Below are 23,870 nucleotides of genomic sequence, written 5' to 3'. Positions count from 1 at the left end.
CCCGGTGACGGGTGGCCACCGGGTCGGTCCGCTTACTTGTAGAATTTCCGGAAGTCCGGCTTGCGCTTTTCCTTGAAGGCTTTCACGCCTTCTTTGGACTCGTCGGTGTCGTAATAGAGGCTCAGAGCCTGCATCCCGAGGGCTCCAATACCGGCAATGTTGTCACTATCGGCGTTGAACGAGCGTTTTGCGATGGTGAGAGCGGTGGGGCTCTTCTCCAGGATTTCCTCACACCACTTCTGTACTTCCTCATCCAGCTGTTCCGGTGGCACCACGGCGTTGACCAGGCCCCAATCCAGTGCCTGCTGTGCACTGTACTTGCGGCACAGGTACCAGATTTCCCGGGCGCGCTTCTCACCGACAACCCGCGCCAGGTAAGCGGTGCCGAAGCCGGGATCCACCGAGCCGACTTTCGGGCCGACCTGGCCAAAGACGGCAGTTTCCGAGGCAATGCTCAGATCACAGATCACGTGCAGCACGTGGCCGCCGCCGATAGCGAAGCCGTTGACCCGGGCAATCACCGGCTTGGGCACTTCGCGGATGGTGCGCTGAAGCTCTTCCACGGGCAGGCCAATCAGACCGCGGCCGTCGTACTGGCCTTCGTGGGCGCCCTGGTCGCCGCCGGTGCAGAAGGCTTTTTCACCAGCGCCGGTGAACACGATGACGCCGATGTCCTTGTTCCAGCCGGCGCGGTTGAAGGCGTCCAGCAGCTCCATGCAGGTCTGGCCGCGGAAAGCGTTGTAACGATCCGGCCGATTGATGGTGATGGTGGCGACGCCGTTGTTTTCGTCGTACAGGATGTCTTCGTAATTCATGGTGCGTTCTCCTTGATCGTTTAACTGGTCGCTTACCCGGCCATGGTCAGGCCGCCGGACACGCTGATCACCTGGCCGGTGATGAAGTTGGCATCGTCACTGGCGAGCAGGGCGATGACGCCGGGGTAGTCTTCGGGTTGGGCCAGGCGCTTCATGGGCACCGCGTTGCGGAAGGCTTCCAGTAGCTTCTCCGGATTTGGGGCGGTTTCCGCCACGCCCTTGAGTAGTGCAGTGTCAGTGGGGCCGGGACAGACCACGTTCAGGCACACGTTCTTGGTGGCCAGTTCCCGGGCCACGGTTTTGCTGAAGCCCACCAGGCCGGCCTTGCAGGCGGCGTAGACGGATTCGCCGGAGGAGCCGACCCGGGCCGCGTCGGAGGCAATGTTGATGACCTTGCCGCCACCGGCGGCAATCATCTTTGGCAGTACCACATGATGCATGTTCAGTGCACCGGTGAGGTTCACTGCAATCAGCTGGTCCCAAAGTTTCGGCTCGGTTTTCAGGAACGGCATGAAACGGTCGAAACCGGCGTTGTTCACCAGCACCGTGGGCACGCCCAGATCGTTTTCGATGGCGGCCACGGTGTCAGTAATCGCGGCGTAATCGGTAATGTCGGCGGCGTAAGCTTTTGCCTTGCCTCCGGCTTCGGTAATCAGGTCTGCCGTGGCCTGGGCCGCGCTTTCATCACGGTCCAGTACGGCCACAGCGCTGCCTTCCTCGGCAAAGCGCTGACACACGGCGCGGCCAATGCCGCCCCCGCCACCGGTCACGATGACTGTTTTTCCGTTAAGGCCTCTCATGATGACTTGCTCCTGTAGCTGTTAGATCAATGGGATTAACCGCGCTTGGCCGGCTCCAGGCGAACTTCTTTGGCCTGCTCTCGCAGTTTGAATTTCTGGATCTTGCCGGATGCAGTGCGAGGCATGGCCTCGATCACTTCCAGGTATTCGGGAAGGTAGTTTTTGGACAGTTGCTGTTCGGTCAGATAGGCCTTGACCTGATCCAGGTTCAGATCGGTGGCGTTCTCGTCGAGGGTGACATAGGCGCACAGGCGCTCACCCAGGCGTTCGTCCGGGCAGCCCACCAGGGCGACATCGACAATGCCGGGGAACTTGTAGAGCAGGTTCTCCACCTCCACGACCGGAATGTTCTCACCGCCCCGGATGACCACATCCTTGGTACGGCCGGTGATGCGGATGTAGCCGTCTTTATCTATGCGTGCAAGGTCCCCGGTATTGAACCAACCGCCTTCATCCACGCCATAGAGTTCGGGTCGCTTGAGGTAGCCAACAAACAGGCTGGAGCCCCGAACCAGCAAGCTGCCTTCCTCACCGGCAGGCAGTTCGTTGCCCTGGAAGTCGGTGACTTTTACTTCCATGAAGGGCAGGGCCTTGCCGTCGGATTGGCTGGCCCGCTCGGCGGGATCTTCCGGGCAGGTCATGGTGACAGCGCCGTTTTCGGTCATGCCCCAGGCTGAGACAATCTTTGCCTTCAGCACCTTGCCAGCTTGTTCGACCACGGCACTGGGGATCGGCGCGCCGGCGGAGACGAAGATCCGCAGGGAATCCAGTTCGCCTTCGTGCCTTGGTGCGGTCTTCACCAGGTCGGCCAGGAAGGGTGTTGCCGCCATGGTGAAGGCCGGTTTCTCTGCCGCAATCACCTTGCAGACGTACTCGGCGTCCCAGATGTCCTGAAGGATGGCGGTGGTCCCCAGGTAAACCGGCATCATGATGCCGTACATAAAGCCGGTCTGATGCGCGACCGGAGAGGCCATCAATACCTTGTCATCGGAAGTCAGATGCAGTCGATCAGAATAGGGCCGTACGTTGGAGAGCAGCGTATTCGAGGTGTGCATGACCCCCTTGGGCTCGCCGGTGGTGCCGGAAGTGTAGAGGATCTGGATGGCGTCGTCGGCGGTGAGTTGGCGCTCGGCAAACAGGGCCCTGGTGTCTTGCTTTTCTTCCCAAGGGGTCTCCGTGAGACGTTGTTCAAAGCTGCGCTCGCCCTCTCCCTCGATGACCAGCAGGGTTTCGAGATCCGGCAGCTCCCCCCGAATACCGTCAATCATGGCCTCGTAGTCAAAGCCACGAAAGACCTTTGGAATGACCAGCAGTTTGGCCTCGCCATGCTTGAGCATGAAGCGCAGTTCCCGCTCCCGGAAAATAGGCATGAGCGGATTCAGAATCGCGCCGATGCGCATGCAGGCCAGATGCAGGGCGGTGGTCTGCCACCAGTTCGGTAGCTGGCAGGCCACCACCTCACCTTTGCCGATGCCCAGGGCCACCAGGCCGGCCGCCATGCGGGTGACTTTGTTATTGAGTTGCCGATAAGTGAGGGCGGTGCGGGTGTCGCTGGTGACCTGGTAGCCGACGATGGCTTCCCGGTCTGGAGTGCTGGCGACTGCCTGATCCAGGTAGTCGGTAATGAGTTTGTCGTTCCAGGCGCCGCTTTCCAGCATGGCGTCACGGCGTTCCGGATTGAGAGTGATGCCTGTATCCATCTGATTCACCTGTTGTGTCCGGTTTGTTTTTGTTGGGTGGCCAGCCCGCATAAGCAGGTCGTTGCCTTGTCAGATTCAACATACGCCTTTTCAAAATAATATGTCAACATGTTGCCTTAAAAAATATTCGGGTGTAGCCTCTAGAAATTGGACAAATAAGCTTCCATGGCTTTTATGAAGAAGTAATAAGAAAAAATCTGTTAGCGGAGATGGTTATGGAGTACAGCAACATATTGCTTGAAAAGCACGAGGCTGTGGCCCTGGTCAGACTCAACCGACCAAAGGTCTACAACGCGTTGAACAACGCGCTGATGAACGAACTGACTTCCGCTCTGGAAGTCCTGGAAGCGGATGAGGCCATCCGCGCCGTTGTCATTACCGGCAACGAGAAAACCTTTGCCGCCGGCGCGGATATTGCCGAAGTCCATGCTCTGGACTTTTCCCGGGCCTACCGTGAGCGCTTCATCTCCGCCAATTGGGAAACCGTGACCCGGTGTCGCAAACCGGTGATTGCCGCGGTGGCCGGCCTGGCACTCGGCGGTGGCTGTGAACTGGCGATGATGTGTGACCTCTTGATAGCCGCCGATAACGCCCGCTTCGGCCAGCCGGAAGTGAAGATTGGCACCCTGCCCGGAGCCGGTGGTACCCAGCGGCTGGCCAGGGCTATTGGCAAGGCCAAGACCATGGACCTGTGCCTGACCGGTCGGATGATGGATGCGCAGGAAGCTGAGCGCAGTGGTCTGGTCAGCCGGGTCGTGCCAGCTGAAGATCTGCTTGATACGGCCATGGCGGTAGCAGGGGAAATCGCCGGCTATTCGCAGATGGCCACCATGATCAACAAGGATGCGGTCAATCAGGCGTTCGAGACCCCTTTGAGAGCGGGCGTTGAATACGAACGCCGGCTGCTGTGGTCCAGTTTCTCCAGCGAGGATCGCAACGAGGGTATGACTGCTTTTCTCGAGAAACGTCAGCCCCAGTGGAAGCACCGGTAACCTTTAAAAGCTCAGGAGCGATTATGGATATTCATTTCACCCCCGAAGAGCTGGCTTTCCGCAGTGAGGTGCGAGCGTTTCTGGAACAGAATCTGCCGGCCGGCCTTGCAGAGAAGGTCCGTCTGGGCCGTCGACTTGCCAAAGAGGATCATCAGCGCTGGCAGAAGATTCTTAACCAGAAGGGTTGGTATGCGGTGAACTGGCCGGAAGAGTATGGCGGTACCGGCTGGTCTGTGGTGCAGAAGCACATTTTTGACGAAGAGTGCGCCGCCGCTGGAGCGCCCAGATTGGTGGCGTTCGGCGTCAACATGGTGGCACCGGTAATCATCAAGTTCGGCACCCAGACCCAGAAGGATTACTACCTGCCGCGGATTCTGCGCAGCGAGGACTGGTGGTGCCAGGGCTATTCCGAGCCCGGCGCCGGCTCCGACCTGGCCAGCCTGAAAACCCGCGCCGAGCGGGATGGCGATCATTACCTAGTCAACGGTCAAAAGACCTGGACCACCCTGGGCCAACATGCCAACCGGATCTTCTGCCTGGTTCGCACCGATCCTTCCGCCAAGAAGCAGGAGGGCATCTCCTTCCTGCTGATCGACATGGATACGCCCGGCATTACTGTGCGCCCGATCATAACCCTCGATGGTGAACACGAGGTCAACGAGGTGTTCTTCGACAACGTTCGGGTGCCGGTGGAAAACCTGGTTGGTGAGGAGAACAAGGGCTGGACCTGTGCCAAGTATCTGCTCACCCACGAGCGCACTGGCCAGGCCGGTATCGGCCAGTCAAAAGCGGCGCTGGCACACCTCAAACAGATTGCCAGTGCCGAGACGGTGGCCGGCCAACCAAGGATTGACGATCCCCTGTTTCGCGCCCGGATCGCCGAGTTGGAAATGCGCCTGATGGCGGTGGAGATGAGCACCCTTCGCATTCTGGCCGCCACCCGCGATGGTGGGGTGCCAGGGGCGGAGAGCTCGTTGCTGAAGATCCAGGGTTCGGAGATCCGCCAGGCGATTACAGACCTGATGCGCAAGGCGCTGGGGCCGAACGCGCTGCCGTTCCTGGAACCGGAGCTGGAACCGGACTTCCATGGCGAGCCGTTGTATCAGGATTACAGCGCGTCGCCGGCCAGCCAGTACTTTAATCTGCGCAAGCTGTCTATCTACGGCGGGTCCAACGAAATTCAGAAGAACATCATCGCCAAGCTGGTTCTGGAACTGTAGGAGGGGACTATGAATTTTGAACTGAACGAAGAGCAACAGATGCTGGCGGATACGGTCGAGCGTCTGGTCCGCAATACCTACAGTTTTGAGCAGCGGGAAGTATTTTACCAAAGCCCCCGGGGTTACAGCCCGGAGTTCTGGCGCCAGTTGTCAGAGCTGGGCATTACCTCGGTGCCCATCGCTGCCGAGTACGAAGGCTTTGGCGGCACCGGCGTGGAAAACATGCTGGTGATGAAGGAGCTCGGCCGGGGCCTGTGTCTTGAGCCGTACCTGCATTCCCAGATTTATGCTGCCGGCCTGGTTGAGCAACTGGGTTCCGCCGAACAGCGGCAGTCGATTCTGCCGGCAGTGGCGGCAGGCGAGCGTCTGTTGACGGTGGCCGACGAGGAAGCAGGTAGCCACTACCATCCAGAGGCGATTGAATGCCAGGCGGTGCCCTGTGAACGGGGCTGGCGTCTGAGCGGCCACAAGCGGGTAGTGATCGGCGGCGAGCTTGCCCACATCATTCTGGTCACTGCCCGGATGAGTGATGGTGAAGGCGTAAGCCTGTTTCTGCTGGACCCGGCGGCTGAGGGTGTTTCGCGCACCGGCTACCCCTGCATAGACGGCCCAAGGGCCTGTGATCTTGCACTGGCGGATGTCTATGTTGAGGCGGACAGCCTGCTAGGGCCGGCGGGTAAGGCCGCGCCTGCGCTGGCCTATCAGCGTGGCCGTGCGGTTGCCGCGCAGTGCGCCGAGGCGGTGGGCAGTATGGAGGAGGCCTTCCGGCTGACTCTGGACTATCTGAAAACGCGCCAGCAGTTCGGCTCACCGATTGGCCGCTTTCAGGCGCTCCAGCACCGGATGGCGGAAATGCGCGGCGAACTCGAGCTGGCGCGCTCCATGACCATTCTTGCAGCCTGTGTGGCAGACGACCCGGATTCGGAAAGTCGCAGCCGACGGCTTGCTGCTGCCAAGTTCACCGTGGCCCGGGCGTCGCAGCTGATTGCCGAGCAGTCTGTCCAGTTGCACGGCGGTATTGGTATGACCTGGGAATATTCACTGGCCCACCACGCCAAGCGCCTGGTGATGCTGACTCATCAGTTCGGGGATGACGACTTCCACCTCGGACAGTATTCGGCCCTGCTGGAAGTGCCCCGGCAGGCTTCACAGCAGGTGGCCTGACCACCCGCCCCAAGACAAGATCAACAAACGGAGACAACCAACATGGCCAACCAAGCAAGTTTTAACTGGGAAGACCCGCTGTTGCTGGACCAGCAACTGACCGAAGACGAGCGCATGGTGCGCGAGAGTGCTCGTCAGTTTGCCGAGAGCAAGCTCAGGCCCCGGGTGCTCGAAGCCTTCCGCAACGAACAGACCGACCCGGAGATATTTCGGGAAATGGGCGAGACCGGCCTGCTGGGATGTACCATTCCCGAACAATACGGCGGTAGCGGCCTGAACTACGTGTGCTATGGCCTGATCGCTCGGGAGGTGGAGCGGGTGGACTCCGGTTACCGGTCCATGATGAGTGTGCAGTCATCCCTGGTGATGGTGCCCATCTACGAATTCGGTAATGAGGAAACCCGCCAGAAGTATCTGCCCAAACTCGCTTCCGGAGAATGGATTGGGTGTTTCGGGTTGACCGAACCAGACCATGGCTCTGATCCCGGCAACATGGCGACCCGCGCCCGCAAGGTGGACGGCGGTTACCGCCTGACCGGCAGCAAGATGTGGATCACTAACAGCCCGATCGCTGACGTGTTCGTGGTCTGGGCCAAGGACGACGACGGCGCAATTCGCGGCTTTGTTCTGGAGAAGGGCTGGGAGGGCCTGAGTGCCCCGGCCATTCACGGCAAGGTAGGGTTGCGGGCCTCGATCACTGGTGAAATCGTGATGGACGGCGTCTTTGTGCCGGAAGAAAATGCCTTCCCGGACGTGCGAGGGCTGAAGGGGCCGTTCACCTGCCTGAACTCCGCTCGCTACGGTATTTCCTGGGGTGCTCTGGGTGCCGCTGAAGATTGCTGGCACACGGCTCGCCAGTATGTGCTGGACCGCAAGCAGTTCGGTCGGCCGCTGGCCGCCAACCAGCTGATCCAGAAAAAGCTGGCAGACATGCAGACCGACATCACCCTGGCCCTGCAAGGCTGCCTGCGTCTTGGTCGGATGAAGGATGAGGGCACGGCTGCCGTCGAGATCACTTCCATCATGAAGCGCAATTCCTGCGGCAAGGCTCTGGATGTTGCCCGCCTGGCCAGGGATATGCTCGGGGGTAACGGCATAAGTGATGAATTCGGGGTGGCGCGACACCTGGTGAATCTGGAAGTGGTGAACACCTATGAAGGCACCCACGATGTTCACGCCCTGATTCTGGGTCGAGCCCAGACCGGGATTCAGGCGTTCTTTTGATTATTTGTGCAGGGGCCAATAGAGGTATTGGCCCCTTTCAGTCAGCCCAGATGTTTGAGCAACAGATCGGCAAATAGCGCCGGACACTCGACCGATGGCACGTGGCCAATGCCTTCCAGAATTAGCGGATCCGGGGAATGACTGAATTGCGCCAGGGCTTTCAGTGACTCCGGTGGTGTTGCTGCATCCTCTGAGCCACCAACCAGGAGAGCCGGAACATGGCGGTCCTTCAGCTTTTCCCTGAAATCGGCTTTACCCAGCATTTCACACAGAAGGGCATAACTGTGGTCGTCTCCACGCCCCATGATGACCTTCCATCCATCAAGCAGAGCCGTTTGTTCCTTGCAGGCTGCTGGACCGAACCAGCGTGGCACAATCTCTCCGGCCATGGCGGCAAGGCCCTTATCTCGGACGTTGGAGGCACGCAGATTCCAGGCTTCCACGGTGCCAATGATGGCGCCCGTGTTGGTCAGCGTGGCCGAAATCAGATTGTCGCTGTACTCGGAAACCAGCTGCTGGCCGATCACACCGCCGATGGAGGTCCCGGTGAAGTGGAAGGCCTTGGCACCGGCGATCTGGGCGAGGGTGAGTGCTTCCCGGGCCAGGTCATTGGGGGTGATTTTCCCGGCGTCCTCCGGCCAGGCGCTGCTGGCACCGTGGCCGGGCAGGTCCCAGGTCAGGACCCGGAATTTGCCCAGCAGGGCCGGCAGCATGTCGTCCCAGACGCCCTGGGTCATGCCCAGCGGGTGGGCCAGCACTAGCAGGGGCTTCTCGCTGTCGCCGAGCAGGCGGTAGCAGATGGTGCGACCGTTATGGTTCAGAAATGACATGAAAACTCCTTGGGTCAGACCCGCTCGATAAGTGTAGCAATACCTTGGCCCACACCCACACACATGGTGCACAGGGCGTAACGGCCACCGGTGCGCTGCAGTTGGTGGGCGGCGGTCATCAGCAGGCGGGCGCCAGACATGCCCAGCGGGTGGCCAAGGGCAATGGCGCCGCCGTTCGGGTTCACCCGGGGATCGTCATCAGCAATGCCGAGCTCACGAAGGACCGCCAGGCCCTGGGCGGCAAAGGCTTCGTTAAGTTCGATCACGTCGATGTCGGCGATGCTGATGTTCTGCTTTTCCAACAGTTTTCGGACTGCGGGCACCGGGCCGATGCCCATGATGCGCGGCTCCACGCCGGCTGTGGCCATGCCGAGGATTTTTGCCATGGGCTTGAGGCCCTGCTGCGTCACTGCGGCTTCACTGGCTACCAGCATGGCGGCGGCGCCGTCGTTCACGCCGGAAGCATTGCCTGCAGTCACACTACCGTTGTTATGGAAGGGCGTGGGCAGGGCAGCAAGTTTCTCCAGCGTGCTCTCGCGGGGATGTTCGTCGGTGTCGAATACGAGCGGGTCCTGCTTGCGGCGCGGAATCGACACCGGCACGATCTCTTCGGCAAAGACGCCTTCCTGTTGCGCCCGGGCAGTTTTCTGCTGGGAGCGGAATGCGAACAGATCCTGATCTTCCCGGGAAATGCTGAATTTTTCCGCGACGTTCTCGGCCGTTTCCGGCATGGAGTCGATGCCGTACTGTTGCTTCATCAGCGGGTTCACAAAACGCCAACCGATGGTGGTGTCTTCAATTTTCTGGCTTCTTGAGAAGGCGCTGTCGGCCTTGCCCATCACGTACGGGGCACGGGACATGGACTCCACGCCGCCGGCCAGAACCAGATCCATTTCACCGGCGCGGATGGCGCGAAAGGCCGTGCCTACGGCGTCCATGCCGGAACCACACAGCCGGTTGAGGGTGGTGCCCGGTACGGAGGTGGGTAGACCGGCCAGCAATGCGGACATGCGGGCCACGTTGCGGTTGTCTTCGCCGGCCTGGTTGGCGTTGCCCATGATCACTTCGTCGATGGCGGCCGGGTCCAGTTCTGAAGCCTGCTCAAGCACGGCCTTGAAGATGTGGGCGGCCAGGTCGTCCGGGCGAACGCTGGCCAGGGTGCCGCCGAAGCGGCCGATGGCCGAGCGGCGGGGATGGCAAATAAATACGTCTGTCATATCTTGCCTCACTGTTGGCCGGATTGAGTTGAAGAGTGATGGGCGCTTGTACGTGCTTTCAAATCCCGAAGCACTTCCAGTTCTCTGGTAGTGGGTTCTGGGGTGGTTTCCAGCTGGTCCGCGAAGCGGATCTCCCAGCCGGTGGCCTCGATCACGGCCTCCCGGGTCACGTTCGGGTGCAGGGAGGTGACCACGAGTTCCTTGGTCTCCGGATCCGGCTTGAGGATGCACAGATCGGTAATGACCACAGTGGGGCCGCGGCCGATGTTGGGGACATTGTCCCGGGCTTTGCCGTCACGGCCGAAGCCGACGGTAGTCACGAAGTCCACGTCTTTCACGAAGGTGCGCTTGGAGTGTTTCACGGTAATGAACACTTCTTTCGCGTTGGTGGCAATTTCGGGTGCGCCACCGCCGCCGGGCAGGCGGACTTTCGGTTCGCGGTAGTCACCGATCAGGGTGGTATTCAGGTTGGCGTAACGGTCGATCTGGGCGGTGCCCAGAAAGCCAACACTGATGTGGCCACCCTGTAGCCAGTACCGGAACATCTCGGGTACGGAAACCGTCGTCAGGGCAGACTCGCACAGCTCGCCGTCACCGATGGACAGTGGCAGCACGTCCGGCTTGGTCTGCAGGGTGCCGGATTCATAGATCAGGGTCACATCCGGAGCGTGGGTCAGACGTGCGAGGTTGGCCGCCTCACTGGGCAGGCCGATGCCGACGAAACAGGTCATGTCATTAGTCAGCGCGCGGGCAGCCGTGACGCTCATCATTTCGGAAGAGGTAAATTCAAAGCTCATCACGCAGCTCCTTTTTCGAATACGTTGTCTTGCAGCCAGGCCTGGAAGGTGTCGCGGTCACGGGCAATGCCATCCCAGTCCTTGTAGAAAGCGTTATCCCGGTCGTAATAGCCCAGAGCGTAGGAGGGCGCGGCGCCCTTGGGAGCCTCGGCGATGGCGGTGACGGCCCAGGATGGCAGCACGCACGCGTTCACCGATGCGCCGAGGTCATCGACAATCTCTTCCACGGTCACAATGCTGCGTTTGGCGGCCAGTACCACTTCCTTCTGAATGCCGACTATGCCTTCGATCAGGACATTGCCTTTGCGGTCGGCCCGCTGGGCATGGATCACGGCGACATCCGGGCGAACAGAGGGCACGGCAGCGAGGCGCTCACCGGTGAACGGGCACTCGATGAATTTGATCTGGTCATTAACCTTGGGCAGGTCGCTGCCCACGTAACCGCGCAGCACGGCTAACGGCAGACCGGCAGCACCGGCTTCGTAGGCATTGGCCATGGCGGCGTGGCTGTGTTCAAGGATCTCGATCTGGTGAGGCCAGCCTTTCTCAACGGCATCCCGCAGACGGTGCAGGGAGCCCACGCCCGGATTCCCACCCCATGAGAAAATCAGTTTCTTCGCGCAGCCTGCACCAATCATCTGGTCGTAGATCAGATCCGGGGTCATGCGGATCAGGGTCAGGTCACGTTTCTCCTGCCGGATGATTTCGTGGCCAGCGGCAAACGGAATCAGGTGGGTAAAGCCTTCCATCGCAACGGTGTCGCCGTTGTTGATGTGTTTGCTTACCGCTTCCTGGAGAGAGAGAAATTCAGCCATCGCAGGGTCTCCATCGTGTTTCGGTTGATAAGTTCGATATACGAACATAAGTTTAATATGCGAACATAATGGCGCGATTGGTTTTCGGTCGTCAAGTACAAATTTTCACCAGTTGATAAAAATGCACGGATGTTCGGACTGCGAACTAGCTGATACCATGCGCTGACATCGACTTGCCGAGGCGCTGAAGGAGCCGGAATGGACGAACAGATTCTCAAGCCGGGAGACCGGGATTACGTGGGGGCGCTGGCCTCCGGGCTGGACGTGTTGCAGGCGTTTGATGGTGAGCATCCGCGCATGACGCTCAGTGAAGTGGCCGCCAGGACCGACATGGATCGGGCGAAGGCTCGTCGATTTCTGCTGACCCTGCACGCTCTGGGTTTCGTGAAGCGTACCGGCCGCCAGTTCGAGCTGACGCCTCGGGTGCTGCAGCTGGGCTACGCCTATCAGGCGTCGAACCAGTATCGGGCGGTGATTCAACAATACCTGGAAGACATCACTGCCGAGCTTGGTGAATCCTCTTCCCTGGCGGTGTTGGATGGCGACGACGTGGTTTACGTGGTGCGCTCGGCGGCGCGGCATCGGCTGATGGCGATTACCCTCTCGGTGGGTACCCGCTTGCCTGCGGCCTACACGTCCATGGGGCGGGTGTTGCTGGCACAGCTACCGGAATCGGAGCTGGCTGCGTTTCTGGACCGCATCCGGCTGGAGCGTTTCACCGAGTCATCGGTTATCGACAAAGCTGCGCTGCGCTGCGCCATCGACCAGGCTCGTGAGCAGGGCTACTCCATTGTCGACCAGGAGCTGGATTCGGGGTTGCGCTCTGTAGCGGTGCCGGTGTTTGCCGGCAGTGGTGAACTGCTTGGCGCGATCAATATCAGCACCAATGCCGCGCGGGTGGATATGGAGACTTTGATGAAGGTTTACCTGCCGCGGTTGCAGGAAGCGGCTGAAGCGGTGCGGCAAACAACCCGATGACCTTGTCGGATTACGGCTGCGCCTAATCCGACCTACTGAACTGAATGTGTCCGCGTAGGTCGGATTAGAGCCGTCAGGCTCGTAATCCGACGAGACCGTTACGGATAACGCCCCGTCAGCCGGTTTTCCACCAGCTCTCCCAGAATAGTATTGGCCAGCCGCATAACGGCATTCGGATTCTCTCCGCGCCGGCGTGAGGCGATCACCGGGGTGGTGATGTTGTTGTCCTCCAGTGGCATGTATTCCACGCCCTCACGGTTTAGCTTTCGGACCTGTTCAGGAACCAGCGTAAACCCCATATCCGATGCCACCAGAGACAGCGCTGTCTGAAGGTCGTTGACCTGCTGGCTGACATGAATTTTCAGGCCGCGACGGTGAAACAGACCCTGGGTGATGTCAGCGAAGTTTGGACCGGGACCGGATGGGAAAGTCACCATCGGCCATTCCGAGAGCTCTTTCATGGAGGGCGGGTGACGGGTTAGTTGATGGCCGGCCGGAATGGCCGCGATGATCGGCTCATCAAATAGGTTCTCCTGCTCCACACCAGGGTCTTCGATTCTTAGTCGGCCGAAGCCGATATCGATCTTGCCGGACTTCAGCGCCTCCACCTGCTCGCGGGTTTTCAGCTCATGCAGGACAATCTCCAGGTTTTTGTTCTGGCGCAGCCGGCGCACCATCAGCGGTAATTGCCCGTAGAACACGGATGGGACGAAGCCGATCGAAAAGATGGTTTTCCGGTGCTGGGCAATACGGCGGGTGTCCTCAACGGTGGCGCCCACTTTGTCCAGAATCTGCTGGGCCTGCTCCAGAAAATATTCCCCGCCCGTGGTTAGCTCCAGCCCTCGGGGTTTGCGGATAAACAATTCCACCCCTATCTCTTCTTCCAGCTGTTTGATGGCCCGGGTCAGCGGTGGTTGCGCAATAAACAGTTTTTCTGCCGCCCGGGTCAGGTTGCCTGCCTCTGCCACGGCAACGAAGTACCGCAAGTGTCGCAGCTCCATCCATACCTCCAGGGTATCGGTTATTACTTAATCAATATTGGTTCACATAACTGAAACTTCGTACTGTTCGAATCACAGGTTTTTTTACTTGCGATTCGGAGAGCACATGTCCGCCACCATTCAGTCCATTGAAGCGATCCTGGTCGATATTCCGACCATCCGCCCCCACAAGCTATCCATGACAACCATGGGGGTTCAGAGCATGGTGATCGTTCGGATGAAAGACTCGAACGGTCTTGAGGGACTGGGTGAGGCGACCACAATTGGCGGTCTGGCCTACGGCCCGGAAAGCCCTGAAAGTGTAAAGCTTACCATTGATACCTATTTCAAACCGCAACTGATTGGCCAGCCCGCGGGCAACATCAATACCCTGAGGGTAATGCTAAACCGCTCAACTCGCGGTAACAACCTGGCCAAGTCGGCCATCGAGACCGCACTGCTGGATCTGCAGGGCAAGCGGCTCAAACGTCCGGTATCTGATTTGCTCGGCGGTGCCATTCACCAGCACCTCCCGGTGCTGTGGACCCTGGCCAGTGGGGATACCGACAAGGATATCGAGGAGGCGCTCGGCCTGATCGAAACCCGCCGCCACTGCGATTTCAAACTCAAGATCGGTTCCCGTCCGGTGATGGAAGACGTTCGTCACGTCGCGGCTATCAAGGAAGCCTTAGGTGAGAGCACCAGCGTGCGTGTGGATGTGAACCAGGCCTGGGACGAAGCCACCGCTGCCAAAGGTATGGCGGAGCTGCAGGCGGCTGGTATCGACCTGGTAGAACAGCCGACCCCGATGAAGGATTACGCGGCGCTGGTGCGTCTGTCCGGGAAGTTCCATCTGCCCATCCTGGCCGATGAAGCGGTGGCCGACGCCAAGGATATGTACAACCTCGCAGCCAGCGGATTCGCTGGTGCCGTCGCCATGAAAATTGCCAAGGCCGGTGGGCCTGCACGTGCTCTGGAGCAAGCCGCTGTGGCTCAGGCCGCAGGTATCGGGCTCTACGGCGGCACGTTACTGGAAGGCTCCATTGGCACAGCTGCTGCGCTACACGCCTGGTCCACCCTGGAAACCCTGCAATGGGGCACCGAGATGTTCGGTCCCCTTCTGATGAAAGACGACATTGTCGTCAAGCCACTCAATTTCCACAGCAACGGTGTCGACTTGCCGCAGGGCCCGGGCCTGGGTGTCGAGATTGATGAAGACAAACTCAACCAGTATCGCCGGAAAGCCTGAGGCGCCGGGACATTCCGCAAAACGGAGGAAAGCACATGCTGTTCAAAGTCGAGATGAAGGTGAACATCCCCCACGACATGCCAGCGGAGGTGGCTGCAGACATCAAGGCCCGGGAGAAAGCCTATGCCCAGGGCCTGCAGGAGCAGGGCAAGTGGCGTCACCTTTGGCGGGTGGCCGGCAGCTACGCCAACGTCAGCATTTTCGATGTGAAAGACAACGCCGAGCTGCAGGAGCTGATCAGCAACCTGCCCCTGTTTCCCTACATGGATATCACCGTCGCGCCCCTGTGCCGGCACCCGTCGTCCATTCTCGAAGACGACCGCTAAATCCGAGAACCCTGTTGCCAACTGATGAGATGAATTGAGCAACAAAAACAAGAGCACCGAGGAGATCAACCATGACCGTCAAGACCATGAATACTGCGGAAGTAAAGGACCTGCTGGAGAAAGTTGCCGGCTTCAACCAGGACGTTGGAAATGAGCGGGTGAAGAAGATTGTTCACCGCCTCATGCACGATATTTTCCAGCTCGTTGAAGACTTCGACGTGACACCCGAAGAGTTCTGGCAAGCCGTCTACTATGTGGGTGATCTGGGCGCGAATGGTGAGGCCGCGCTGCTGGCACCGGGCCTGGGTATGGACAAGTACCTCGACATCCGGATGGACGCGGAAGATGAGCAGGCCGGCTTGGATGGCGGAACTCCCAGAACCATTGAGGGCCCGCTTTATGTCGCCGGCGCGCCGCTGAGCGAAGGCTTTGCCCGCATGGACGATGGCTCCGATGAGTCTGCCGAGACCATGATCCTGACCGGCCAGGTCACGGACGAAAAAGGCCAGCCATTGGCCAATGCGGTTGTCGACGTATGGCACGCAGACACCAAGGGTGCCTACTCCTACTTCGACCAGTCACAGAGCGAATACAACCTGCGTCGTCGCATCAAGACTGACGAAAACGGTCGCTACACCGCCCGTTCCATCATCCCGTCCGGTTATGGCTGTCCGCCCGAGGGTTCTACCCAGGCGCTGCTGAACCTGCTGGGTCGCCATGGAAACCGTCCGGCGCATATCCATTTCTTTATTGCCAAGCCGGGTTACAAGCACCTGACCACCCAGATCAACCTGGCCGGTGACGAGTACACCTATGACGACTTTGCCTTCGCGACCCGTGAAGAACTGGTGGTTGAGGCCAATCGCATTGAAGACCCCGCCAAAGCCGAGCAGTTCGGCCTGAACAAGCCGTTCACCGAGGTGGAGTTCAACATCCAGCTGGTGTCTACCGACAAGTCTGAGCTGCAAACCCGCCATGAGCGCAAGCGTGCTCTCGAAGGCGAAGCCGCGTAAGGAGGATTCATCATGACTCGTCAACTCGACAGGCTTGAAAAGCAGATTCGCGGGGCGGTGGAAGCCGACCCGAAAACCGGCCACTACCGCTGTGACCGCGGCATCTTCACCGACGAAGAACTGTTTGAGCTGGAGATGAAACACATCTTCGAAGGCAACTGGATTTTCCTGGCCCACGAGAGCCAGATCGAGAATCCGGGCGACTATTACACCACCACGGTGGGTCGTCAGCCGGTGATCATCACCCGGACCAAGGACGGTGAGCTCAAGGCGATTCTGAACACCTGCACCCACCGGGGTGCCACCCTGTGCCGCAAGAAGCGCGGCAACAAGACGTCCTTTACCTGCCCGTTCCACGGCTGGACCTTCAAGAACGATGGCAAGCTGCTGAAGGCCAAGGACCAGAAGAAGGGCGGTTACCCGGACAGCTTCAATGTCGACGGTTCCCACGACCTGAAACAACTGCCGAAGTTTGAAAACTATCGCGGTTTCCTGTTTGGCAGCCTCAATTCAGATGTTCTGCCGCTGGAGGAGTACCTGGGCGAAACCACCAAGGTGCTCGACGCCATTGTCGACCAGGCGGAAGACGGCTTGGAGATCCTGCGGGGTGCGTCCACCTATACCTACGAGGGTAACTGGAAGCTGACTGCCGAGAACGGCGCCGATGGTTACCACGTCAGCACCGTTCACTGGAACTACCTGTCCACCATGGGCCAGCGCAACTACGAGAAGGGTGGCACCGAAGCGGTTGATGCCAAGAGCTGGTCCAACGAGGGCGGTTTCTACTCCTTCGAGAACGGCCACATGATGCTGTGGACCCGTCTGACCAATCCGGAAGTGCGCCCGGTGTACGCCCAGTTGCCACGCCTGGAGAAGGAGCTGGGTGAAGAGCGCGCTGACTTTATCGTGCGGACCACCAAGAACCTGTGCCTGTACCCGAATGTGTACGTGATGGACCAGTTCTCTACCCAGATACGGGTGTTGCGACCGATCGACGTCAACAAGACCGAGATCACCATTTACTGCTGGGCTCCGAAAGGTGAGCCGGTGGCCGATCGCACCAAACGGATCCGCCAGTACGAAGACTTCTTCAACGTCTCCGGTATGGGTACCCCGGACGATCTGGAAGAGTTCCGTGGCTGCCAGGAAGGCTACTACGCCAAGGGCGTCAAGTGGAACGACATGAGTCGTGGCGCCCAGCACTGGATTGAAGGTGCGGATGACTGGGCCAAGCGCATCAACCTGAAACCGATTCTCAGCGGTGCCAAGCCGGAGGATGAGGGCCTGTACGTGACGCACCACCAGCATTGGGTGGAGGAGATGACCAAGGCTGTCGAAACCGAGCGTGCGCGTTTCATTTCTCTTTCTACCGTTTCGTCAGAGGAGGCCTCCCAATGAGCATGACCTTCGAACAGATTCAGGCCTTTGTCTACCGGGAAGCCCGCCTGCTGGATGACCGGGAATGGGACGAATGGCTCAAGTGCTACCACGAGGACGTCACCTACTGGATGCCGGCCTGGGACGACAACGACGAGTTGACCGAAGATCCGCAGACCGAGATCTCGCTGATCTACTACCCGAACCGCAACGGCCTGGAAGATCGCGTATACCGGCTCAAGACCGAGCGTTCCGGCGCCAGCTCCATTCCGGAGCCGCGCACGGTACACCTGGCCAGTAACCTCGAAATTCTGGAGCGCGACGGCGACACCGTGAAGCTGCGTTTCAACTGGCAGACCAACAGCCACCGCTACCACAAAACCCAGTCGTTCTTCGGTGTGTCTTTCTACACCCTGGATTGCAGTGGCGAGCAACCGCTGATCACCGAGAAGAAGGTGGTTCTGAAAAACGATTACATCAATCAGGTGATTGATATCTACCACCTGTAATTGATGGGGAGAGCATCATCATGAGTTACAACATTGCACTCAATTTTGAAGACGGCGTTACCCGATTCGTGTCCTGCAACGAAGGCGAAACGGTTCTCGATGCCGCTTACCGTGCGCAGATCAATCTGCCCATGGACTGCTCCGATGGCGTATGCGGCACCTGCAAGGGCGCTTGCCGCCAGGGTGAATTCGACATGGGTGACGAGTACATCGACGAGGCACTGTCCGACGAGGAAGCCGAGCAGGGCATGGTTCTGACCTGTCAGATGGTGCCCTCCAGCGACTGTGTGGTGGAGGTGCCGGTTGCGTCCACCATGTGCAAGACCGGAAACGCAGAAGTGACCGGCACTGTCGCCGAGGTAAACCTGATTTCGCCCACCTCGATCGAGCTCAAGATCACGGCGGACGATGACATCGCCTTCCTGCCCGGGCAGTACGTGAACATTCAGGTGCCGGGCACCGACCAGACGCGGGCCTATTCATTCAGCTCAAAACCCGGCAGTCGGGACCTGAGTTTCCTGATCCGCAATGTGCCGGGCGGACTGATGAGTTCCTGGCTGGTGGGTAAGGCCCGCACCGGTGACAAGGTCACCCTGACCGGTCCCATGGGCAGTTTCTACCTCCGCCCGATCGAACGCCCGGTACTCATGTTGGCGGGCGGCACTGGACTCGCGCCTTTTCTGGCCAAGCTCGAGCATATGAAGGCCAACGGTTGTGATCTGCCGACGCACCTCATCTATGGCGTGACCAATGATGAAGATCTGGTGTGCCTCGATATCCTGGATCGTTTTGCCGAGGAGCTGGATAACTTCACCTACATCACCGTGGTGGCTGGCGAGGAAAGCACTCATCCGCGTAAGGGTTATGTGACCCAGCATATGGATGACGCGCCAGTGAACGACGGCGATGTGGATGTCTACCTCTGTGGGCCGCCTCCGATGGTGGACGCCGTGCTGGGCTACTTCCGTGAGCAGGGTATTGAACCGAACTCGTTCCACTACGAGAAGTTCACCCCGAGTGTCCCGGCCGCCGAGGATAAGGTGGCATGAGCCCGCGTTTCGCCAACAAGGTGATGGTGGTCACCGGTGCGGCACAAGGCATTGGCCGGCGGGTGGCTGAACTGGCCGCCGCCGAAGGTGCCCGCCTGGTTCTGGTGGACATTGCTGACTACGTGCAGGGCGTTGCCGCTGAACTGCGCGACCAGGGCATGGAAGCCCTGGCCGTGCAGGCAAACCTGGAAACCTGGGAAGGCGCGGAAACGGTGATGGCCAAGGCCCATAAGCAGTATGGCCGCATCGACATCCTGATCAACAACGTCGGGGGCACCATCTGGGCCCAGCCGTTCGAGCAGTACCAGCCCGAACAGATCCAGAAGGAAATCCAGCGCTCCCTGTTCCCGACTCTGTGGTGTTGCCGCGCAGTGCTGCCTTACATGGTGGAACAGAAGAGCGGCGCCATTGTGAACGTGTCTTCGGTGGCTACTCGGGGCCTGATGCGGGTGCCCTATGGCGCCGCCAAGGGCGGGGTCAACGCCATGACCGTGAACATGGCCTTCGAGTATGCCGAGCTTGGTATTCGGGTGAACGCGACCGCGCCAGGCGGCACCGAAGCGCCGCCCCGGCTGACCCCACGCAACACGGATGAACAGGGCGAGCAGGAGAAGGCCTGGTACCAGACCCTGATCGACCAGACCAATACCAGCAGTTTCATGCACCGTTACGGAACCCTGGATGAGCAGGCGGAGCCGATCCTGTTTCTGGCCTCGGATGCGGCCAGCTACATGACCGGAACCATCCTGCCCGTGGCCGGCGGCGACTGCGGTTAACGCAAAAAAGATTGATCGGAACTCCCGACAACAACAACAGTATTCGGAGAAACAGACCAATGAGAAACATAGACGTCAACGACGTTATCGATAACGCAGCATTCAACAAGTTCCACTGGAAGGTGCTCTTCTGGTGCACCCTGATCATAATTTTCGACGGTTATGACCTGGTGATTTATGGCGTGGTTCTGCCGCTGTTAATGGACCAGTGGAACCTCAATCCGTACGTGGCTGGTTTGCTGGGCAGCAGTGCCCTGTTCGGCATGATGTTTGGTGCCATGGGCTTTGGGATGCTGTCCGACAAGTGGGGCCGCAAGAAAGTTATCCTGATGTGCGTGGTCCTGTTCAGTCTGACCACGGTCATCAACGGCTTTGCCACCAACGCCTGGCAGTTCGGCATCCTCCGGTTTATTGCCGGCCTGGGAATAGGCGGTGTTATGCCCAACGTGGTGTCGCTGATGAGCGAGTATTCGCCTGCCCGCAAACGCAGCACGCTCGTGGCGCTCATGTTCAGCGGCTACGCCGTGGGCGGAATGATGTCGGCAGGCCTGGGTATCTGGATCGTGCCCAATTTCGGATGGGAGATCATGTTCTATCTTGCCATTGTGCCGATGTTGCTTCTGCCCCTGATGATCAAATACCTGCCTGAGTCGGTGGCATTCCTGATGGCCCAGAAGCGGGAGGGCGAGGCGCGGAACATTCTTTGCCAGGTGGCGCCTTTCAAAGCTATTAACGAGCAGGACGTCCTCGTTGTTCCGCCGACCACAGAAAGCAAGGCGCCGGTGCTGGAACTGTTCCGGGGTGGCCGTGCCATGAGCACGCTGATGTTCTGGGTGGCCTTCTTTAACTGCTTGTTGATGGTGTACGCACTTGGCTCCTGGTTGCCGAAACTGATGTCCGCGGCCGGTTACCCGCTCGATTCCAGCCTGATGTTCCTGATGGTGCTGAACATCGGGGCCATTGTCGGCGCGGTTGGCGGTGGCTGGTTGGCCGACCGTTTTTCACTGCGATCTGTTCTGGTGAGCTTTTTCATCCTGGGCTCAGGGTCGCTGATCACCCTGGGCTATGAAAACCCAATGTGGGTTCTCTACACCCTGATGGGAATCGCCGGCGCCACGACCATTGGATCGCAGATCCTGCTGTACGCCTACGTGGCCCAGTACTACCCAACCAGCATAAGGTCTACCGGGTTGGGCTGGGCTTCGGGAATCGGTCGCAACGGCGCCATTGTCGGCCCCATGCTCGGTGGAACCTTGCTGGCTCTGGCCCTGCCGCACCATGTGAACTTCCTGGCGCTGGCCATACCGGGCGCCATTGCCACCGTCGCCATTGCGCTGGTGGGCCGGCGGTTCAGTGAGAAGCCTGTTCAGTCGGAGGCGGAAACGGCACTGGCCCCGACTAATTGATTGTGGAGCGTTGATGCACCCCTGAGGGAGACTGTCAGTCGAACCCCTCGTTTGCCCCGGCGCGTGAGTGTCCGGGGCTTTTTTCCGTTCCCGAAGATCAGATGAGAAGGAATTGAGCATGCCGCAGCTTTTCCGAGACATGTCGTTATCCGCCGTTGCGGCTGGTTTCCTGGCGGTGCTGGTTTCGTACGCCGGGCCGCTGGCCATCTTTTTCCAGGCCGGCGCGGCGGCGGAGATATCAACCCAGATGATGACCTCCTGGGTCTGGGCTATTTCAATGGGCGCGGCGGTTTCGGGAATCCTGCTGTCGCTGTGGCTCAAGGCACCGATTGTGACTGCCTGGTCGGCTCCGGGAACGGCGCTTCTGGTAACCCTGTTCCCGGAGTTGTCATTAAACGAGGCAGTAGGTGCCTATATCACCGCCGCCGTGATTATCTTTGTCATCGGTGTTTCGGGCACGTTCGATGCGTTTGTCAGGGCCATTCCAAAAGGTGTGGCCGCCGGGATGATGGCCGGGATCCTTTTCCAGTTCGGGGTCGGTGCCTTTGCGGCTATCGAATCCACGCCGACGCTGGCGATAGGCATGCTGCTGGCTTACGTGGTGTTCCGCCGGCTGGTGCCGAAATACACGCTGGTCCTGCTTCTGATTGTCGGGATAGTACTGGCGGTGGTGCTTGAGGATGCATCTCTGGCCGGTGTTCGGTTGAGCATGGCTGTCCCCCAGTTCATCACCCCGGAATGGAACCTTGGTTCCACCCTGAGCCTGGCTATACCTTTGGTGCTGGTCAGCCTGACGGGGCAGTTTCTGCCAGGCATGGCGATTCTGCGGGGAGCCGGGTACAGGGTGAAGGCCAAACCGGTGATTGCCGTGTCGAGCCTGGTATCGCTGCCGATGGCATTGTTCGGTGGGATCACGACGGTGGTTGCCGCCATTACCGCTGCGATCTGCACCGGCAAGGATGCTCATGAAGATCCCATGAAACGTTACGTCGCCGGCGTGTTCAATGGCGTGTTCTATCTGGTCGGTGGGCTGTTTGCCGGCACGATCGTGGCGCTCTTCACCTCTTTGCCTGCAGCCTTTGTTGCGGTACTGGCCGGCCTGGCTCTGCTGGGGGCGATTGCAAATAACCTGTTTGCGGCGCTGGAAGACGCAGGCCAACGGGAGGCGTCATTGATTACGTTTATCGTGACCGCTTCCGGGCTGTCGCTGTTCGGATTGTCCTCTGCCTTCTGGGGAGTGGTGATTGGTTTCGGATGCCATGCAATCACACGGGCCGGCCCAGCCAAACCCAGGTAAGCGGGATCCGAACGAAGAATCTGATAAGCATGAATACATGCAAGGAGATGTTATGAATCAAAGTCTGAATGCCATCGTTAATGCGCGATTGCAGGGACAAGAAGGCTTGTTCCGGCTGGTAATTGCCGAAGGCCGATTCAGTGAAATCAAGGCTCAGAAGGCGCCGGAAGGAGGTTCAGGCAACCAGCTGGATGCCGGCGGTAACCTGGTTGTTCCGCCGTTCGTTGAGCCACACATCCATCTTGATGCGGCCATGACCGCAGGTCAGCCCCGATGGAACCAAAGCGGTACCCTGTTTGAGGGTATTGAATGCTGGTCCGAGCGCAAAGCCAGCCTGACTCATGATGATGTGATCAGCCGGGCGGAGCAGACGCTGAAGCTGTTCGCTGATAACGGGATTCAGCATGTTCGCACCCATGTGGACGTCACAGACCCCAAGCTGACGGGCCTGAAGGCCATGCTTGAGGTGCGTAAGCGCATGGCTGAAACCGTGGATCTCCAAATCGTGGCATTTCCCCAGGAAGGTCTCTGGTCATTTCCGAAGGGTAAGGAGCTGATGGAGGAAGCCGTGCGCCTCGGCGCCGACGTGGTCGGTGGCATTCCACATTTCGAATTCACCCGGGATTACGGCGTTGAGTCGGTCCAATGGCTGGTGGCGTTGGCCCACAAAAATGACCTTTTGGTGGACGTGCATTGCGACGAGATCGATGACCCCGAGTCCCGCTTCCTGGAAGTGCTCGCTGCCGAGGCGCTCAAGCTTGATTATGGCTCCCGGGTTACTGCCAGCCATACCTGTGCCATGGGCTCCTACAACGATCATTACTGTAGTCGGCTGTTCCGGTTGTTGAAGAAATCCGGTCTGCGTTTTCTTTCGATGCCCACCGAAAGCCTGCACCTGCAGGGACGGTTCGATGGTTATCCGAAACGTCGTGGCCTGACCCGTGTTCCGGAGCTGTTGGATGCGGGACTTAAGGTAGCCTTCGGCCAGGATTCCATTCGTGATCCCTGGTACCCATTGGGGAACGGCAACATGCTTCGGACCCTTGATGTCGGCCTGCACGCCTGCCACATGCTGGGTATGGGCTGGATTGACCGGTCTCTGGAGCTGATCACCGACAACGGTGCCGCGGCGCTGGATCTGAAAGAGTATGGTATTGAGGAGGGTCTTCCGGCTCGTTGTGTTGTGTTGAATGGCCAATCGCCGTACGAGGTTCTGTTGGGGCAGCTGCCTGTGCTGGCGTCGGTACGTGATGGGCGGGTTTTGGTGAAGCGGCTTTAACCCTTCGAGTTCTGGTATCGGCCGCCAGGATAGACTCGAGCTGTGGAGACCGGACTA

General features: G+C 59.3%; 23 protein-coding genes. 15 read left to right on the top strand and 8 right to left on the bottom strand.

Annotated elements, in window-relative coordinates; all coding sequences use genetic code 11:
* Positions 1 to 32: 32 nt before the first annotated feature.
* From ACWJ62_RS06300 to ACWJ62_RS06290, 3 genes are read right to left on the bottom strand one after another with little or no spacing between them, the layout of a single operon-like run.
* Entirely contained in the window at positions 33 to 815 is a 783-nt protein-coding gene (locus tag ACWJ62_RS06300) for an enoyl-CoA hydratase-related protein (protein WP_148609979.1), read from the bottom strand.
* A gap of 32 nt (positions 816 to 847) precedes the next feature.
* Positions 848 to 1,615 carry an SDR family NAD(P)-dependent oxidoreductase gene (locus ACWJ62_RS06295; RefSeq protein WP_148609980.1) on the bottom strand — a complete coding sequence of 256 codons (768 nt, stop codon included), beginning with the start codon at positions 1,613 to 1,615 and terminating at the stop codon, positions 848 to 850.
* Positions 1,616 to 1,650: 35 nt separating this feature from the next.
* Positions 1,651 to 3,315: an AMP-binding protein gene (locus ACWJ62_RS06290; protein WP_449285416.1), complete on the bottom strand. Its 1,665-nt coding sequence runs from the start codon at positions 3,313 to 3,315 to the stop codon at positions 1,651 to 1,653.
* A 215-nt stretch (positions 3,316 to 3,530) separates the two neighbouring features.
* On the opposite strand from ACWJ62_RS06290, the gene ACWJ62_RS06285 reads away from it, so the two are divergent.
* From ACWJ62_RS06285 to ACWJ62_RS06270, 4 genes are read left to right on the top strand one after another with little or no spacing between them, the layout of a single operon-like run.
* A complete protein-coding gene (locus ACWJ62_RS06285) occupies positions 3,531 to 4,307 on the top strand; it encodes an enoyl-CoA hydratase (protein WP_148609982.1) in 777 nt (258 codons plus the stop codon).
* A gap of 23 nt (positions 4,308 to 4,330) precedes the next feature.
* Positions 4,331 to 5,527, top strand: a complete 1,197-nt coding sequence (locus ACWJ62_RS06280; RefSeq protein ID WP_148609983.1) for an acyl-CoA dehydrogenase family protein — start codon at positions 4,331 to 4,333, stop codon at positions 5,525 to 5,527.
* Between the two features lie 9 nt (positions 5,528 to 5,536).
* The gene (locus ACWJ62_RS06275; protein WP_148609984.1) at positions 5,537 to 6,691 is read left to right on the top strand and encodes an acyl-CoA dehydrogenase family protein; all 1,155 of its coding nucleotides are present in this window, start codon (positions 5,537 to 5,539) and stop codon (positions 6,689 to 6,691) included.
* A gap of 42 nt (positions 6,692 to 6,733) precedes the next feature.
* Positions 6,734 to 7,915 carry an acyl-CoA dehydrogenase gene (locus ACWJ62_RS06270; protein ID WP_053113905.1) on the top strand — a complete coding sequence of 394 codons (1,182 nt, stop codon included), beginning with the start codon at positions 6,734 to 6,736 and terminating at the stop codon, positions 7,913 to 7,915.
* A 41-nt stretch (positions 7,916 to 7,956) separates the two neighbouring features.
* On the opposite strand, the gene ACWJ62_RS06265 is transcribed toward ACWJ62_RS06270, so the two are convergent.
* The 4 genes from ACWJ62_RS06265 to ACWJ62_RS06250 are packed head-to-tail and all read right to left on the bottom strand — an operon-like array spanning position 7,957 to position 11,574.
* Positions 7,957 to 8,745 carry an alpha/beta fold hydrolase gene (locus tag ACWJ62_RS06265; protein WP_148609985.1) on the bottom strand — a complete coding sequence of 263 codons (789 nt, stop codon included), beginning with the start codon at positions 8,743 to 8,745 and terminating at the stop codon, positions 7,957 to 7,959.
* 14 nt (positions 8,746 to 8,759) lie between these two features.
* Positions 8,760 to 9,962: a 3-oxoadipyl-CoA thiolase gene (gene pcaF, locus ACWJ62_RS06260; RefSeq protein WP_148609986.1), complete on the bottom strand. Its 1,203-nt coding sequence runs from the start codon at positions 9,960 to 9,962 to the stop codon at positions 8,760 to 8,762.
* A gap of 8 nt (positions 9,963 to 9,970) precedes the next feature.
* Complete coding sequence (locus ACWJ62_RS06255) at positions 9,971 to 10,759, bottom strand: CoA-transferase subunit beta (protein ID WP_148609987.1); 789 nt, start codon at positions 10,757 to 10,759, stop codon at positions 9,971 to 9,973.
* Positions 10,759 to 11,574 carry a CoA transferase subunit A gene (locus tag ACWJ62_RS06250; RefSeq protein ID WP_148609988.1) on the bottom strand — a complete coding sequence of 272 codons (816 nt, stop codon included), beginning with the start codon at positions 11,572 to 11,574 and terminating at the stop codon, positions 10,759 to 10,761. Before ACWJ62_RS06250 ends, ACWJ62_RS06255 begins: the two co-directional genes overlap by 1 nt.
* A 198-nt stretch (positions 11,575 to 11,772) precedes the next feature.
* Between ACWJ62_RS06250 and ACWJ62_RS06245 the strand changes: the two genes are divergently transcribed.
* On the top strand, positions 11,773 to 12,552 hold the full coding sequence (locus ACWJ62_RS06245) for an IclR family transcriptional regulator domain-containing protein (RefSeq protein WP_449285415.1): 780 nt from the start codon (positions 11,773 to 11,775) through the stop codon (positions 12,550 to 12,552).
* Positions 12,553 to 12,650: 98 nt separating this feature from the next.
* Here ACWJ62_RS06245 and ACWJ62_RS06240 read toward each other — a convergent pair whose 3' ends face one another.
* Positions 12,651 to 13,553, bottom strand: a complete 903-nt coding sequence (locus ACWJ62_RS06240; protein WP_148609990.1) for a LysR family transcriptional regulator — start codon at positions 13,551 to 13,553, stop codon at positions 12,651 to 12,653.
* Positions 13,554 to 13,659: 106 nt separating this feature from the next.
* Between ACWJ62_RS06240 and ACWJ62_RS06235 the strand changes: the two genes are divergently transcribed.
* The 10 genes from ACWJ62_RS06235 to codA all read left to right on the top strand — a co-directional run bounded on the left by ACWJ62_RS06235 (position 13,660) and on the right by codA (position 23,813).
* Entirely contained in the window at positions 13,660 to 14,781 is a 1,122-nt protein-coding gene (locus tag ACWJ62_RS06235) for a muconate/chloromuconate family cycloisomerase (protein WP_148609991.1), read from the top strand.
* Between the two features lie 35 nt (positions 14,782 to 14,816).
* On the top strand, positions 14,817 to 15,107 hold the full coding sequence (catC, locus tag ACWJ62_RS06230; protein ID WP_148609992.1) for a muconolactone Delta-isomerase: 291 nt from the start codon (positions 14,817 to 14,819) through the stop codon (positions 15,105 to 15,107).
* A gap of 71 nt (positions 15,108 to 15,178) precedes the next feature.
* Complete coding sequence (gene catA / locus ACWJ62_RS06225; RefSeq protein WP_148609993.1) at positions 15,179 to 16,120, top strand: catechol 1,2-dioxygenase; 942 nt, start codon at positions 15,179 to 15,181, stop codon at positions 16,118 to 16,120.
* 12 nt (positions 16,121 to 16,132) lie between these two features.
* On the top strand, positions 16,133 to 17,518 hold the full coding sequence (locus ACWJ62_RS06220) for a Rieske 2Fe-2S domain-containing protein (RefSeq protein WP_148609994.1): 1,386 nt from the start codon (positions 16,133 to 16,135) through the stop codon (positions 17,516 to 17,518).
* A complete protein-coding gene (benB, locus tag ACWJ62_RS06215) occupies positions 17,515 to 18,006 on the top strand; it encodes a benzoate 1,2-dioxygenase small subunit (RefSeq protein WP_148609995.1) in 492 nt (163 codons plus the stop codon). The genes ACWJ62_RS06220 and benB overlap by 4 nt, the downstream gene beginning before the upstream one ends.
* Positions 18,007 to 18,026: 20 nt before the next feature.
* Positions 18,027 to 19,055 carry a benzoate 1,2-dioxygenase electron transfer component BenC gene (benC, locus tag ACWJ62_RS06210; protein WP_148609996.1) on the top strand — a complete coding sequence of 343 codons (1,029 nt, stop codon included), beginning with the start codon at positions 18,027 to 18,029 and terminating at the stop codon, positions 19,053 to 19,055.
* Positions 19,052 to 19,831 (top strand): benzoate diol dehydrogenase BenD, encoded by a 780-nt coding sequence (benD, locus tag ACWJ62_RS06205; RefSeq protein WP_148609997.1) that lies wholly within the window; start codon positions 19,052 to 19,054, stop codon positions 19,829 to 19,831. Before benC ends, benD begins: the two co-directional genes overlap by 4 nt.
* Positions 19,832 to 19,890: 59 nt before the next feature.
* Complete coding sequence (locus ACWJ62_RS06200; protein ID WP_148609998.1) at positions 19,891 to 21,237, top strand: MFS transporter; 1,347 nt, start codon at positions 19,891 to 19,893, stop codon at positions 21,235 to 21,237.
* 118 nt (positions 21,238 to 21,355) lie between these two features.
* Entirely contained in the window at positions 21,356 to 22,534 is a 1,179-nt protein-coding gene (locus ACWJ62_RS06195; protein WP_148609999.1) for a benzoate/H(+) symporter BenE family transporter, read from the top strand.
* A 52-nt stretch (positions 22,535 to 22,586) separates the two neighbouring features.
* A complete protein-coding gene (gene codA, locus ACWJ62_RS06190; RefSeq protein WP_449285414.1) occupies positions 22,587 to 23,813 on the top strand; it encodes a cytosine deaminase in 1,227 nt (408 codons plus the stop codon).
* The last annotated feature ends 57 nt before the right edge of the window (positions 23,814 to 23,870 follow it).

The sequence above is a fragment of the Marinobacter sp. PE14 genome (genome assembly GCF_053566155.1).
The sequence above is the reverse complement of the archived record's forward strand: the minus strand, read 5'-3'. Positions and strand labels throughout refer to the sequence as shown.

Excerpts from the sequence above, each read along its gene's own strand:
- ACWJ62_RS06300 (WP_148609979.1), bottom strand. The coding sequence starts at position 815 with ATGAATTACGAAGACATCCTGTACGACGAAAACAACGGCGTCGCCACC.
- ACWJ62_RS06295 (WP_148609980.1), bottom strand. The coding sequence starts at position 1,615 with ATGAGAGGCCTTAACGGAAAAACAGTCATCGTGACCGGTGGCGGGGGC.
- ACWJ62_RS06290 (WP_449285416.1), bottom strand. The coding sequence starts at position 3,315 with ATGGATACAGGCATCACTCTCAATCCGGAACGCCGTGACGCCATGCTG.
- ACWJ62_RS06285 (WP_148609982.1), top strand. The coding sequence starts at position 3,531 with ATGGAGTACAGCAACATATTGCTTGAAAAGCACGAGGCTGTGGCCCTG.
- ACWJ62_RS06280 (WP_148609983.1), top strand. The coding sequence starts at position 4,331 with ATGGATATTCATTTCACCCCCGAAGAGCTGGCTTTCCGCAGTGAGGTG.
- ACWJ62_RS06275 (WP_148609984.1), top strand. The coding sequence starts at position 5,537 with ATGAATTTTGAACTGAACGAAGAGCAACAGATGCTGGCGGATACGGTC.
- ACWJ62_RS06270 (WP_053113905.1), top strand. The coding sequence starts at position 6,734 with ATGGCCAACCAAGCAAGTTTTAACTGGGAAGACCCGCTGTTGCTGGAC.
- ACWJ62_RS06265 (WP_148609985.1), bottom strand. The coding sequence starts at position 8,745 with ATGTCATTTCTGAACCATAACGGTCGCACCATCTGCTACCGCCTGCTC.
- pcaF (WP_148609986.1), bottom strand. The coding sequence starts at position 9,962 with ATGACAGACGTATTTATTTGCCATCCCCGCCGCTCGGCCATCGGCCGC.
- ACWJ62_RS06255 (WP_148609987.1), bottom strand. The coding sequence starts at position 10,759 with ATGAGCTTTGAATTTACCTCTTCCGAAATGATGAGCGTCACGGCTGCC.
- ACWJ62_RS06250 (WP_148609988.1), bottom strand. The coding sequence starts at position 11,574 with ATGGCTGAATTTCTCTCTCTCCAGGAAGCGGTAAGCAAACACATCAAC.
- ACWJ62_RS06245 (WP_449285415.1), top strand. The coding sequence starts at position 11,773 with ATGGACGAACAGATTCTCAAGCCGGGAGACCGGGATTACGTGGGGGCG.
- ACWJ62_RS06240 (WP_148609990.1), bottom strand. The coding sequence starts at position 13,553 with ATGGAGCTGCGACACTTGCGGTACTTCGTTGCCGTGGCAGAGGCAGGC.
- ACWJ62_RS06235 (WP_148609991.1), top strand. The coding sequence starts at position 13,660 with ATGTCCGCCACCATTCAGTCCATTGAAGCGATCCTGGTCGATATTCCG.
- catC (WP_148609992.1), top strand. The coding sequence starts at position 14,817 with ATGCTGTTCAAAGTCGAGATGAAGGTGAACATCCCCCACGACATGCCA.
- catA (WP_148609993.1), top strand. The coding sequence starts at position 15,179 with ATGACCGTCAAGACCATGAATACTGCGGAAGTAAAGGACCTGCTGGAG.
- ACWJ62_RS06220 (WP_148609994.1), top strand. The coding sequence starts at position 16,133 with ATGACTCGTCAACTCGACAGGCTTGAAAAGCAGATTCGCGGGGCGGTG.
- benB (WP_148609995.1), top strand. The coding sequence starts at position 17,515 with ATGAGCATGACCTTCGAACAGATTCAGGCCTTTGTCTACCGGGAAGCC.
- benC (WP_148609996.1), top strand. The coding sequence starts at position 18,027 with ATGAGTTACAACATTGCACTCAATTTTGAAGACGGCGTTACCCGATTC.
- benD (WP_148609997.1), top strand. The coding sequence starts at position 19,052 with ATGAGCCCGCGTTTCGCCAACAAGGTGATGGTGGTCACCGGTGCGGCA.
- ACWJ62_RS06200 (WP_148609998.1), top strand. The coding sequence starts at position 19,891 with ATGAGAAACATAGACGTCAACGACGTTATCGATAACGCAGCATTCAAC.
- ACWJ62_RS06195 (WP_148609999.1), top strand. The coding sequence starts at position 21,356 with ATGCCGCAGCTTTTCCGAGACATGTCGTTATCCGCCGTTGCGGCTGGT.
- codA (WP_449285414.1), top strand. The coding sequence starts at position 22,587 with ATGAATCAAAGTCTGAATGCCATCGTTAATGCGCGATTGCAGGGACAA.